The following is a 13,954-nucleotide window of genomic DNA, read 5'->3' as shown; positions in this document are numbered from 1 at the left end:
CCGCCATCAGCGTTCAACTGATGGCGGCTTTTTATGTGTGATGAGATCTCCTGTTGGCAGCAGAACCGCCAGCCTTTCCGGAGCTATGAGTGCTCGCGAATGATGGCGATGGAAATCGTGACCAGGAAGTAGAAGACAAACGCCAGAATAGACCCCGTTATCACCATGTATATGCGATCAGGATAGAGAGCGCTTTCCGCCACGGTCGGCTCGGCAACAATGGTCAGGAACCGCAATCGGCGCGCCGTATCCAGCTGGGCCTGCTCATAGGCCTGCAAGTTGGCCTTGTAGCGCAAGGTCTTGTATTCAATCAGCAATTCGATTTCGCGAAACTTACTGTCCAACTCGCTCAGTGAGTTGCCCTTGTCGGACGCCAGCCTGGCGTTCTCCTTGTTGATCTGGTCTTTCAGGGCTTCGATCTCCGCCCGGATGCGCTTGACCGTTGGCGAACTCTCGTCCAGCACCCCGAGGCGGGAACTCAAATCGGCCTGCCGAGCGGCCAATTGCTGTTCCAAGCCGGAAATCGTGCCACCAATGGTCTTTGTTGCCAGATCCGTGGAGAAAATGGCATTCTCGCGCTGAAACTCAGTAAGGCGGTTTCGTGCCTCGATCAACTCATTCTCGGAAGTCTTCACCTCCGCCTGAAAGAAGAGGAGCTGCGATGACTTGATTTGCTCGTTCAACTGATCGATGAAGTCCTGCGAATGCGCAAGGATCCGATCAAGAACCTTCTTGGAAAACTCATTGTCAAAAGTCTGAACCGAGATTTCGAGCAGCTGGGCCTGATCATCGAAGTTGGTCTTGATCCGTTTCTTGTAATATTCATAGGCAATCTCGATGGGAGCCCCCGTCTCAAGACGAGAGAATATGTCAGCCCCGGAGCTTGAGAAATGATCAAGAAGATGTAAGTCCTTGTCCAGCCGCATCATCATGCCCTGAGAGTCGATGAAGGCCTTGAGCACCATGATTTCACGCGAATTGCTCGTGGTCGTAAAGCCAAGAGAGGACAAGTCCAGCGCACTCGACGCCCCCTGCTCTTCGGTAATATAGACCGAAGCACCGCTCTCGAAACGGTCAGTAGCCACCAACACGGCGTAGATGATGACAAGGATAACCGGGATGATGAGCAGAACAATCAGCAATAATCTTGACAGGGACAGTTGAATTTTGGCCATGGCTATTTCACTTTGGCTCCACGCTTGGGAACAGTGTGTTCGTTGGTGTTATAACGAGAACTCGGGCACAAACTCTTCCAGATGGCCGTGTATTCTACTGAGCTAGACAATTATTGAACAATATCGTCTTGAACGTCACTTGATGTTTTGCAAATAGACTTCCTCGGCCTCAGCAAAACTGTCATAGATCGTCGCGGACCCCTTGTTCAAAACGAGGCCCATGTTGCATTCCGCCCTCAGTTCCTCAAGACTATGGGAAACCTTGATGAAGCTGGCATTCTGGCGCTTCTTCTCGAATGTGGCCCTACTCTTGTTCTTGAAATTCTGGTCACCTACGGCCGTCAATTCGTCAATGATATAGCAATTGAAGTCGAACGCCATGGCAATGGCAAAGTTGAGGCGGGCCCTCATACCAGATGAATAGGTCCGAACCGGCATATCAAAATACTTGCCGATTTCAGCAAAGTCCCGTATCCCCTCGACAACTTCCCCGACCTGCTTGTGCGAAATACCTTGAATCTGACAGGCAAACCGGGCGTTTTCCTTACCAGTCAGGGCATTCTGCATCGAAGATGCCAACCCCATGGGCCATGATATGCTGCCGGTTCGGATGATCCGTCCCTTGTTTGGCACATCAACCCCGGAGAACAGGCGCATCAGCGTGGACTTGCCAGCACCATTGGGGCCCAGAACGCCAAGCTGCGCATGATCAGGAACCGTGAAAGAAACGTCCTTCAGCACATAATGGCGCCCGCCCGGCGTCGCATAGTATTTGGAAACATTCTCTAGCTGGATCATTTCATTAGCAGTTTGAAACGGTAGTTGTAGTAAAGGGCATAGCCAAGTCCCAAAAGCAGAACTGTCACCAGGGTCGGATACCCCAGATCATACTCGGGAAACAGACGCGTACCAAAGGCACCGTGACGAAAGCCCTCAACGAGATGGATGATCGGATTCCAGGCAAGATACTGTCTCGCTGAAGCCGACAGCTCATTCATCGATATCATGACACCTGACAGGATCATCATAGGCATACCAATGATGCCAATCAGCTTGAAGACGCTCTCGTGTTGCGTACCATAGATGGCGATCAAAAAGGCAACACCGAGCCCCAACAGGGTGGCAAGCACAAGCGTCTGGATGCACAGCAAAGGGTCGACGAAGGATGGATGGTCCCCAGTAACCCACCAGAGCAGCAACAGCATGAAGGAACTGGCCAGAAGGTGAAGCCAGATGGAAAGGATGAAGCGCGCCAGAATGGTATCGATCGGCTTGACCTGGGGGTAATTGAGCAGGCCCTGATTGGCGATGATCGCGTTGGGAATAAAGTTCATGCCGGACCGGAAAGCATTGAACACGATGAACCCGGTACCAATGAATAGCATTACCGGCACATGATGAACTTCACTCTGCCCGATTGACAGTCGGATCAGACCAAACATGATCATGCCGATGATCGGCTCAACCATGGTCCAGAAAAAACCGATGCGACTCTTACCAAGTCTGATTTTGAACTCTTTGAAAACCAGAGCCCAGATGGCTGATCGTTGTCGATAAGCCCCGCTCCGTAGCTGCGCTGCGTTGATGTCAGTTACTTTGATAAATCGCGAAACACCAAGCATTGAACAACGCAAACCTTCCAATTCAATAATGCAGACACCCGTGCTAGGGCCTGCGACTTCGGATGTCGGATGGACTACTGGGCCCTTGAAATCCGATCAGCACCATATGGCACACGCTGCCACTCATAGCGTGATCAGGCATAAGCAGCGAAACATCCTTGATTCGATTCCATTCCATTTTTGAAACAGGAAACTTAGTGCTTTTAACCTGCTTTCGTGAAAAACACACGAAGGAATTTACCATAAAATCTGGACAAAACTAAGCTTCGAAGAGTGGACAGCAATTGCAGCCGTTTTATGGCACCCCTTTACCGAGACGTCCGACTTGACCAATCCGACGTCTTTCCCCGGCACACGGGCCTCTGGCAGGAACAGCATAAAGCCTGACCTCTACAAGAAGAGCGCCTAGATGCTCTTCTGCTTTCGGTGATCGTAATAGCCGTTGATGACAGTTTTCCTGAGATAGATGCCCTGATCCGTGGGATAGAGAAAATTGACTAGGCTGTTGTAGCCAGCATTGCCGTTAATGCTTTGCCGCCGCGACACGTTCGGAATGACACCCTCCATTTCATCGCGGTAGGCATCAAGATCCGAAGACAACTGGCTTTCGGCCTGGCAGAAAACAGCGAGCGGCTCTGAGCAGAAATAGACCTCGTGCTTCTGGGCAAGCTGAGACCAGAGATACCAGTCACCAGCCAAACGAAACGCCCTGAATTTTTCAACGTCAACACAGGCGTCCCACGCCTTGCGTTTGAAGAAGGTGCCTTCCTGCTGCACAAAATCCATGTGCTTTCCATCAGCCAGGCCAAGCTTGATTACTGCGGAGGTGAGCGGTCGCTTGGAAGAAATGATTTTACCCTCCTTGGTACGCATGGTCGCTTTGCCACCCACCCAACTGATATCGATCTGATTGATGCCATCAATCTCGCCAATGAATGCAACCGCATTGTCGATCAGATAGTCGTCGGCATTGATCCAGGAGAGCCAATCCGCAGCTCTGGCCTGAGGCAGGTCAAAGCTCTCGGCAATGGCATCATACATGCCCTTGTCCTTGCTGCTGCTGTAGCTGAAGGCAACAGTGGGGTGCCCGGACAGACGTTCGGCCCATTCCTTGAGCCGTTCGGTTGTTCCATCATCGGACAAGGCATCCTTGACGTGATAGAAAATCTGGCAGTCCCCTTTTTGCGCAACGACACTCTCGATTGTTCTATCGATCGTAGTCACGGCATTCCTCACGGGTGTACATAGGAAGAGTTTCATCTGCAAAATTCCCATATTCGCTCAGACGATTACTTCTTTACCTCAAGAGGTGGGCTAAAGAATTGCCAAATAGCTTTAGCCTTTGCTTCTGTTGACTTACACAAGCGACGCTCCCTCCACAAAGTCAAAAGTGAATCTGCCATAAACTCTGGCACTTCCCCTTCCACTGGATAGTGTTTGAGGAAATTCTCAGTTCTTTCCTTCATGGGCCCCTTAAGGTGACGCATGATGGAATAGATCGCAGCAACCACAAGACTGTTGTCATGGCGATAATATTCGATATTCCGTCCCAGAATGATCATTTCTCCAAAGGCATGATAAATAGGAGGCTTACCGGATAACCCCGGTGCCCTACGATCATAGATTGTGCCGATCGCCCCTGAATGAAGCCAGCCATTTTCATCAGCGGCAGCAATAAGCCTCTGCTTTAGAGCCCAGTCTTCATAGATCGACACACCATGATCAAAGCCTTCAGCCTTCAGATACAGAGCCTTGGAGAACATCATATCACGCGGAACGGGATTGACCCGCGTCAGCATATAACGCGTAATCTCGTTTTTGGGCTTCTTGTTGTAAGCATCTGTCTTCAGAAGATGTTCCGCATCCTTGCCAGTCACCATCAGAATATCGCTGAACGCAACATGAGCCTCATTGCCCTTCAGCGTCCGCCATTCGGCTTCCAGCTTGCCCGGATAGAACAGGTCGTCTCCGTCGATGGTCGAGACAAAGTCGACATCCATTGACTTGATCGCGAGATCACGATTTGCAGCAACCCCGACATTCTTCGGTCTGGCGATCAGCCGTATATTGAACGCTTTGTTCTTGGCAATAAATTCCTTGATCACACCAACCGAGCCATCTTCAGAACAGTCGTCAGCCACAACAACCAGATCCGGCTTTTTGGACTGACTGATGACCGACTGCAAGGCATGGGTGATCGAGTTCTGGTTGTTGAAGCACGTAATGAGGACACCAAGACTCTTGCCATAGGCTGGGATCTTCTTGCTGCCACCAGCTTTCCACGCCCCATATTTCTTAACAAGTGCAGGCACATCAATGGGTTTGGCACCCGCTGTCTTGAGCTGGTCGAGAATCGTGGCTTTCGAATAACCCATCGCTGTCACAGCTTCATCGTCGAGCGAGCGAACAATATCCTGGAAAAAATTGATGGTGGTTACATTCTCGTTGTCCTTCAGCCAGCGAGCGCTGTGCGAGGCATCCGGCTTGGACTTCTGATAGACCGTTCCCGGATCACCAAACGCATATTTGTCGGTCTCCTGCGGTTTGCCCGACCCATAATTGACCAGATCGCCGGAGAAAGGCAGCTCCAGATAGTCAAACAAACGCTGCGCCTCGTCTTCCGGATTGGCAACCAGCTCCTCATACTTCACCACATGCATGTTGCTGCGACCGCTGGTCGCGAACTCGGCCAACTTCGGAAAGCCGTGCGTGAAATCATACATATACTCTGGCGTCTTCTTGACGGTATGGAAGTTGCCGCCAGCCCACGTGTGGGCATAGGAACTGATGATCGCGCCCGGATTGCGCAACAACACGACGAACTTGGCATTCGGGTAGAGATCTGCCAGTTTGTCCACGATATGAACATAGCGCGGTGTCTTGTCCAGAAAGCGTTCTGTGCCCAACTTACCAAGAATGGCGCTGTAAATCTGATCCGCATACTGGCGCTGGGCCTTCAGGATCAGGTCCTTGTCGCCAACGGCCCGGACAAATTCACCTGCGGCCTCGATGTTGAGCAGCTGACCATATTTGGCCTCCACCAGCTCCGGATCATACATCGACATCAGCGGGAGCATCACCCACGGCTCACCAACAGTTCCGATTGCCGAACTACGATCGAGAATCTTCTGCAGCATGGTCGAACCGGAACGCGGCATGGAGATAAGAAACACGATGCGCTTCTCGACGTCTGAGGGAACAGCTGGCGACGAGGCCACGACCTTGGGAGCAGCCCCCTTGCTCCCTTCGCCGTTCAACATCCCCTGATAAAAGGCATCGATCTGCTCGGGCGTGACCGCCCTGTTCTTGTAGGAGCGAACAACCTGCCAGCGCTCAAGCGTTCTGGCAACAAAATCCGAAGAAACGCCCACGTCCTCAATCTTCGAAACACTGAATGGCATCTCAGCCAAGGGGCGCCCTGTCAGATAGGTCCGGTAGATGACCTCAAAATCGGAAACAATCTTGTAGCGCAGACTGAAGCCGATGGATGACAGAAAATCCGTATCGATCAGAATGGATTGATGGCTACAGATCATCCCCTTCCAGAGCTCGGATTGCGGTTTGCATGGCCACTGACTTCCCCCCGACGTAAGCGTCGGACCATAGGCGGCTACCGGGCGTTCCTTTTGCGCGTTCAGAAAGGCCTTGATCTTGGCGACAACGTCAGGAGCGGACAGGCAGTCCCCGGAATTGAGAAAGAGCGTGTATTCGGAGTTTACAAACTCCAGTCCCCGGTTCATGGCATCATAAATGCCCTTGTCCGACCCAAAAACGGGAACATCGATTTTGGAAGCGACTTGCCGGAGATAATCGAGTGATTTGTCAGTAGACGCACCATCCACGACAATATACTGGATGGACGCACGATCTGTCTGCGCCAAAACAGATTCCACGGTTTCACGCAACCCGCCTTCATTGTTGTAGTTGATCGTAACAATGGACAGGAGCTTTTTCTTCGTTTTGAAGACCTGCGGCTTCAACTCTTCATTCTTGCATCGATCAAATGAAGAATAGAAGGCCTTGAACACGGTGTAAGGAAGCAATTTTTCCTTACCCTGCACATCCCACAACTCCGTAAGCTTGTTCCAGGATTTTGATTTATAAATCTCGAATACATCACGAATTAACTTGTCGCTATTACTAATGGTATATTCCATTTTCCATCTCTCTAACAAAGAGTTATTTGATGCAAGGTCATCCATTACTAAAAAATAAATAGCACTCAACGAACAGCCTGCAACAAATACATGCGCAAGAACATCACAAGCCCGGAGCAGCGTTTCGACGAAAAACAACCGGCAAGGGCAATAAATTCAAAAAGGACGTTTCTTTTGAACTTGCCTTTCAACACAAGCAGAAAGAACAACCAAAAGAAGCAAAATACAAAATACAACCAAAAATTGAAAGAAAAACAAAAGCCAGTTAATAAACCTACAGACCCATCCCGAATTACTCAACTACTATATATGTACTCAATTTTCCCCACCACAACACGATTTGCAAGAAGAAACTACATTATCTCTCCACGTATCATACCCGCATGACCTTCTGATTGCCATCACCAAAGCTTGCACCCTACAATCAGACTATTTCACTCCATCCGTTCCACCGGGCGTACCGCCAAGCTCTGCGGCCGCCGCCTCGAACGCCTTGGCATGGTCGTGCAAAAACCGGGACACACACTCCGTCGGCCCATCGAAGGCGCTCTTTCTGGGGCGGAAGGCATCGAGGCTTCCTTCCTTGAACTCATCCAGCATATGGCGCGACTGCTCGCTCATCGTCTCAACAAACGGTTCCAGCAATCGCAACACATGCTGTTTGCCATCACCATAAGAGACAACATCCCCAAGAGGCTCCTTGGGATTGCACCACTTGTCAACAAAACCAGCAATGTAACTCTGCTTTTCCTTGAGCCATGCTTCCAGTCCCTCCTCTTTGGGCAGCACACCCTCACGTTCGATCAGGGCAAAGGCATCAGCCACAACCGCCTTTTCATGCATAAAGAAAATCTTGGTCACGTTGATATTGTTCTTTGCCAACATCTGAGCATTGGCCTGAATGACTTCCAGCCCCCACCATGACGTCAGAATATAGAGTGGCTCTCGGACAAGAATAAGGCGCCGGATCGAAGACCCATTGACAGAATAGGGAGGATCAAGAAGATCGAAGTCATGCGACTTGATCAGCCGCAGATGAGGACGATCATCATTTTCCATGATGCCGGTCAGATCACATGGCATATTCCGGCAACATCCAGGCTCGTGATACCACTCACAAAAGCTGAAAGAAGGGCCAAGAATATGCTCCAGACTGTTGCGCAGATAGTGCAGCCCGGACCGCGGCAACGACTTGACTTCCACATAAACCTTTGGGCTTTTACTGGTATCCGCCAGACGCTCCAGGCGACGAATGCCTTTGAAGTTGAACATTGGCGGCTTCATATTGAGCACGCGGGTCAATCGCTTGACCTCGTTCTCATTCGTTTTCACCAAAGCCGTCTGCTCATCACGCGCCCTGGTCAAATGCTGAACATGTTCGGCCCGCTTCGTTGCGAGCGCGGCCTTCTCATCTCTTTCAGAAACAAGGCGACTGATCTCTTCAGCACTCCGAGCAGCCGCGGCTCGCAGAGCCTCACGCAGGTTCGAAAGTTCACCTTCCAATGCCACCTGCCGGTCTTTCGCCTGAGCCTTGAACGCCCCAAGCTCCGACTGCAACTGCTGCTTCCAGTCGCGCACGTAGAAACACCGAGCAACTGCGGGATTGACTTCCGGCTCGGTTACAACATGTGCCAGACCAAAGTCCGCCATAAGGGCATCGAATTCCGTCTTGGAAAATCCGCTTGCCTCAGGCAGTAAGTTATCGACCAGGACAAGCCTCGCGACTACCACGTCACATCGGGCAATCAACGAGCGGCCACCCTTGGCAACCGCCCCGGCCTGCAGCTGATCAATGACGATCCAGTTCATCACACTGGCAGCTTCCGGTGCAACGGAAGCATCCACGAATTGATCAAGCGTGACGGTCTCAACCGGCATTTCCGATCTGGTCTTCAGATTCTGCCAAAGGGAAGCTAGGCTTTCAGGCTTGATCAAGCCGCTTTCCTTGATGTTGCTGGCACTATAGCAAACAGCATCACCGGCTATGTCAGTCAGCCAGGCTTGATGAAGGCTGTAGCCAGCCCGATCCCCCAGAGCATTGCTCAGCCGACCAAGGTCCGCGCCACCAGTTTCCACAAAAACAACCGACGGCACAGCCAGATCACGATAAACGTCAAATGCACGCTTCAAACCTGTCCCGACATGTAGGAGAGAGCGAATGGGAAAGACTTTCTGAATCAGATCAAGCGGCGAACAGCCCGCACGGGCAGAACCGGTTATTCCATCCAGCCCCGCAGAAACAGTTTCAGATTGCGTCATTTCATCTAGCCTAATTTTTGAAACGGAAATTACAGTGCTGACAGCTTAACTTGCCGTACGCGAACAGCCAAATCACGCATATCGTCCAGGCCCTTTGCCGCAGGCGAAAGGGTTTTCGGGAATGTCAGCGTCAACTGCAAGTCCTTCCCGTCCTGATCTTTTCCAATCCGAACAAGAGCCGAAAGTGTCAGCGGATAGCGCAATTTTTTCTTGAAGGCCTTGGCAAAGGAAGCCCACGGACCGAGCAGCGCAGCGTCGCTCTTCCAGGCAATCGGCTTACCATCAAGCGCAATCTTCATGCCACGCAGAATTTCGATATCCATGGCGTCCACGATATCAATCTCCATGCGATAGCTGCCCTGTGACAGGGCAGGAAGCCGCAACAGGCTTTTCGTGGCAGGCCCGGCCCAGCGCCCATCCGCTTCGGCATTCCACCAGTTGGATCCATCGATGAACTGCTTGAGATCAACCTTGACACCAGGCTTGGGTTTGGTCTCTTTCCCGTTATTCGACTTGCCCCCCGCCTCTGCTTTTGACTGAGCTGGCTGTTTGGCCTGAGCCTTGGCTGGTGCGCTCTGGCTTTTCTTGAAATAATACTCGAGCTCTTCCTGTAACTGCAGCAATTGCAGCTGCAACAGCTCATTTTCACGTGCGAGATCCTTCAGCTGCTCACTTTCGGCAGTCGCCGAACGGGCAGCCCCTGCGCTGGCCTGATCTTCGTAACTCTGCTCCAGTTGCAGAGAGAGCAGCGCGCTCTCCTGATCCTTCTGCCCCAGCACAGTGCGCTGATCTTCAAGCTGTCGAGACAGAAGCTTGCTCTTCTCGGCAAGTTGCGCCAACTCGGACGACCGAATCTCGATCTGTTTACACGCCGCGCGGTAGCTCTCCCACGCCAGACAGCTCAGAGAACTGCCGTCAGACGAACCATCGGCGGACGGCAGATCAGCGGCACTTTCCATTTCCTGAAACAGCTCCTGACAGGCGGCATAGTCAGCAACGAGCGGGCTTGCCATCAAGTCAAGAAGACTGTCATGGGCCAAGGCCAGCGCCTCCCCCGTGGGAGCAGCAAGCTCAAGACCCAATTTCTCCTTGGCGAGCGCAACCAGACTGCCAGCATCCGAAGCGAAGGATGCAACATTGACCAGAATGGCCCGATCCTTGTTTGCAAAATAGAAATTGAGCATCCGGCTGTTTTCCACAAGCCACAGGCTCATTGTCTTGCTGACAAGCTCTGGATCAGGGCGGTTTTCCACCAGAAGGCTCGCCAGTGCATAGGCAGGAGAAGAGTACACCAGCACGAATTTGAAGAGGTTGTCGAATTGCTTCCAGTAATCGAGCAACTGGACGCCCTTAGCATCAGCCCATCCCCAGTCAGTCATGGTCATGTTGGCCGACATGAAGTCATTGACCATGGTCTCCCAGAACTTTCCGGGGCGAATCTGTCCAAATTGATCGGGATCATCCGGCGAGATCTTGTAGGCATCAAACATCGCCTGCGACATGGCTTCGGGGGAAAGATGCTGAACTGGTGTGGGATGAGCAGCACCAAGGCCGCTTGCCAGCAAGACTCTGTGGGCAAAGTCATACCCTGAATTCCGATGTCCGCAGGACAAAACTATCGACATTTACTCATCTCCATAGACCCGACTATAAGCTTTTCCGAAAAACTGCATTGCCAAGCAAAAATATCAATTAGAGCATGAAATACACGGCTTCAGATGATTGAAGAACATGTAACACACCCCGAAAAAAAATTGCATAAAAATTCGAGAGTTTTCTTTCTTAGAAGTTTGATTTGACTATGTGTTTAACCAATCTTTGAAAAACCGAAATCTGCCTGCGCCATTTTGCCTCTCGCCCGCACAAGATGGGGGCTTTCCTGGGCAAAGCCAGTTCTGACACTTGTTTTCACGAGAGAACGGGAAAAAATACTTGCGTTCACAAGGAGCGCTCTGCAAAGGACCCAAGGCACAGATTGACAAGATGCCCGCACGGAACAGCGCCGCCTTGCACCAAAAGGCTCCCGTTGCCCATTTGGCCAATTATCCCCAAATAGGAAACACGGAAATTACCGGATGCTCAGAACCGCAGGATTGAACGCTGGAGCCACATCGGCATCGACGTCAGACACAGCCTCGACATCGACCTCCACAGCAACAGGCTTCTGGGCATAGAGCGGCCGCTCATAAGCGCGAAGGGTCAGGAGCCTTGGCGGCACGGGAGCAAACGCACCAAGCCCATTGACATTCCGTTCCACCAGATTACGCGCAAAAGCGGGCACTGCAGCCTTGTTGCCCTTGGCTGTAAAGAAGTTCCCCTTGACCTGAATGGTCCCCGCGAGCGCCTTTACAAAGTCCTTTACGAACTCCGGATCCGGCGCCTGAGGCTCTTTCCAGAAACTGTCGAGAGACCCCTGATGCGTCAACCCCTTGATGTCATAGATCGCATGCCCCAGAACCTTGACCGGACACCCGGACCGCACAGAATGCAAGCCGACAGTGCTATTGATCATCACACAGCCCTTTGCATGCCTCAGCATGAACGTGAGGTTGCCGCCAACAATGAAATGGACGCGATCGGAAACCCCTAGTTCCTTTGCCTTCTTGCGGATGAAGCTCCCCCACCGCTCCCAGCCGTTATCCAGAGGATGGGCTTTCAGAATGAGGTTTGTCCGCTTGCCGGTATTCCGGGCAAAAGACACCATGGCGCTCTCGATGGCCTTCTTCTGATGTGAGAAAGGCGCGTTTGAGCGCAACTGATAGTCACTCTGCAATTGAAGGGAAAAAACAAAGAACGGCCTCCGCTCGCGGCCAAGCTTGGTCACCAGACGCCGGGCTGCCACGTTGCGGCGCTTTTCATAGAACAATCCCGGGATGCCAGAAATATACTCAAGCAGCGGATTATAATAGCGGTCTGCCTTGTAGAAGGGATAAAGGAACCAGAGGAAATAGCTGAGCAGATTGTAGCTCACCTCAAAGACGATTTCCCTTGGTTTCGTGTAGGGATATTTCTGTTGCAGGTCCGGTTCATCACAACGCTGGGCGATGGCCCGGATCTCATCCGGATCAATCGGGAAGTGCGAAAAGGCAGACATGCCCCCGCGCTCCAGAGTAATCCAGTCCGGCCTCAAATACCCGAACTCATAGGCGTAGGTGGGAATACCAAGCTCATCGGCCACTTTTGCCGCGATCTGGTGGTAGGGCTTGCGGTCAGCGTAATAGATGATATCGGTGACGCCATGCTTTGCGATAAAGCGGCGCAGATATCCTTCCCACGCAGAAAAAGGCAGACGGAAACCAAACCCCTTGCGCCCCCACCACAGAATCCTGTCGCCCAGACAGAAATTGATGCGTAACGCTGTGTGGCCATCCTTTTCGAGACGGTTGGCGACATTGCGCGCAAAGAACGAGGGATGACCCTGAAGAAAGAGAAAGACTCTCTTTCCGTCCCGCACATCAGAATTTTGCAACTCCTGGGTCACACCAACACCGCACATCCAGAAAATCTGCGCCCGGTTTCAATCACCGGGCACAACTGTTAATTGGACAAGCCTTCGAACGCATTCCCGGTGCTGGCTACACTACGTACAGAGGAGGTTGCCAAACTCCACAACTGCAGCACCTTGCCGATCTCGACACCACGAGCATTCGATACGAAGACGGAATCCTTGTCCTCAAGATGGAAGGACTGCGCGTAGAAATACGACCGCGCATGCTTCATGTTAATACGATAAATAGTAGGAACCTTGCCACGAACCTGCCGCGTGTACTGAATGTTCATGGAATCCAGCACTTTGGGATCTTCATATCGGAAGACGAAGACGCCCGTCGCATCAGCGCGAATATCATTCAGGCCACCAGCGGCAGCGATTGCTTCCAGAACGGAAATACTGGAGGCATCAAACGTGTAGACAGATGGTTTCTTGACAGCGCCAAGAACCGTATAGCGTTGCGGATCGTGCGCCAGATAAATCCGGTCGCCACGCGCAACATAAATATTTTCATCAGGCTGATTGATGACTGTTTCCAGCTGCTGAACACCCTGACGACTTCCGCGCATCAGCGTAACATAGGTTTCACGTGCAGGATATTTGGTGCCACCAGCCTGAGCAACCACGTCAAGCAGGCGAACCCCCTGCGATGGGAGAGGATAGAGACCCGGCTTCGAAACATCCCCACTGAGCGTCACGATGTTGTTTTCATTGCGCACAACATTGACCATAGCCTGCGGCTGAATGGCCTTGCCTTCAAGGCTTTCTATGACGAGATCCTGAATTTGCAGCGGCGTCTTGCCCTTGACCTTGATCGACCCGGTGTAAGGCAGCGAGATCTCACCCTTTTCGTTCACGACGACACTGGGGAATTCGGCACCCTTGCCGGACTTGTTGGAAAACAGGCCGCCCTCATCTGCCTCGAAGACCGTCACCGACAGCACATCGCCCACACCGACTGTGGAAACTGGCAGATGGCGGGCCGTTGTCTTGAACTGGCTGTGAAGGCTGACAGGCATGAATCGGGACAATCCGTCCACAATCTGCGAGTCGACATCGACAACGAGATACTCGTTTTTCTCGCTCTGCGTTTCGATCTCCGAAGAGAGAGGCCCTTCTCTGGGTGTGATGGCACATCCAGCAAGAGAGGCTGAAACGATCAAAACAAACAGCGATCTAAGCATGGGTATATTACTCGTTGGTACGACAGTGAACCAGATCTCAATCGAGGCCTGTGCGAAAGCTTATAGT

At 51.9% G+C, this 13,954-nt stretch carries 9 protein-coding genes; all 9 read right to left on the bottom strand.

What is annotated here, in order from left to right:
- Window positions 1-83 precede the first annotated feature (83 nt).
- The 9 genes from DSL70_RS02910 to DSL70_RS02870 all read right to left on the bottom strand — a co-directional run bounded on the left by DSL70_RS02910 (window position 84) and on the right by DSL70_RS02870 (window position 13,887).
- Window positions 84-1,175: a KpsE/RkpR family capsule polysaccharide export protein gene (locus DSL70_RS02910; RefSeq protein ID WP_119306361.1), complete on the bottom strand. Its 1,092-nt coding sequence runs from the start codon at window positions 1,173-1,175 to the stop codon at window positions 84-86.
- 135 nt (window positions 1,176-1,310) lie between these two features.
- Entirely contained in the window at window positions 1,311-1,973 is a 663-nt protein-coding gene (locus DSL70_RS02905; protein ID WP_119306360.1) for an ABC transporter ATP-binding protein, read from the bottom strand.
- Window positions 1,970-2,797, bottom strand: a complete 828-nt coding sequence (locus DSL70_RS02900) for an ABC transporter permease (RefSeq protein ID WP_119306359.1) — start codon at window positions 2,795-2,797, stop codon at window positions 1,970-1,972. The genes DSL70_RS02905 and DSL70_RS02900 overlap by 4 nt, the downstream gene beginning before the upstream one ends.
- Window positions 2,798-3,202: 405 nt before the next feature.
- Window positions 3,203-4,021 (bottom strand): glycosyltransferase family protein, encoded by an 819-nt coding sequence (locus DSL70_RS02895; RefSeq protein ID WP_119306358.1) that lies wholly within the window; start codon window positions 4,019-4,021, stop codon window positions 3,203-3,205.
- A gap of 65 nt (window positions 4,022-4,086) precedes the next feature.
- Complete coding sequence (locus tag DSL70_RS02890; RefSeq protein WP_162916299.1) at window positions 4,087-7,023, bottom strand: glycosyltransferase; 2,937 nt, start codon at window positions 7,021-7,023, stop codon at window positions 4,087-4,089.
- Window positions 7,024-7,383: 360 nt separating this feature from the next.
- A complete protein-coding gene (locus DSL70_RS02885) occupies window positions 7,384-9,213 on the bottom strand; it encodes a hypothetical protein (RefSeq protein ID WP_119306356.1) in 1,830 nt (609 codons plus the stop codon).
- Window positions 9,214-9,242: 29 nt separating this feature from the next.
- A complete protein-coding gene (locus tag DSL70_RS02880; protein WP_162916298.1) occupies window positions 9,243-10,838 on the bottom strand; it encodes a hypothetical protein in 1,596 nt (531 codons plus the stop codon).
- A 443-nt stretch (window positions 10,839-11,281) separates the two neighbouring features.
- Window positions 11,282-12,682, bottom strand: coding sequence for a capsule biosynthesis protein (locus tag DSL70_RS02875; RefSeq protein WP_162916297.1), 1,401 nt, complete (start codon window positions 12,680-12,682; stop codon window positions 11,282-11,284).
- 68 nt (window positions 12,683-12,750) lie between these two features.
- A complete protein-coding gene (locus DSL70_RS02870) occupies window positions 12,751-13,887 on the bottom strand; it encodes an SLBB domain-containing protein (protein WP_119306353.1) in 1,137 nt (378 codons plus the stop codon).
- Window positions 13,888-13,954: the final 67 nt, after the last annotated feature.

It is taken from the genome of Cohaesibacter haloalkalitolerans, from assembly GCF_003574655.1.
Taxonomy (GTDB): domain Bacteria; phylum Pseudomonadota; class Alphaproteobacteria; order Rhizobiales; family Cohaesibacteraceae; genus Cohaesibacter; species Cohaesibacter haloalkalitolerans.
This window is presented reverse-complemented; position numbering and strand designations above follow the sequence as displayed.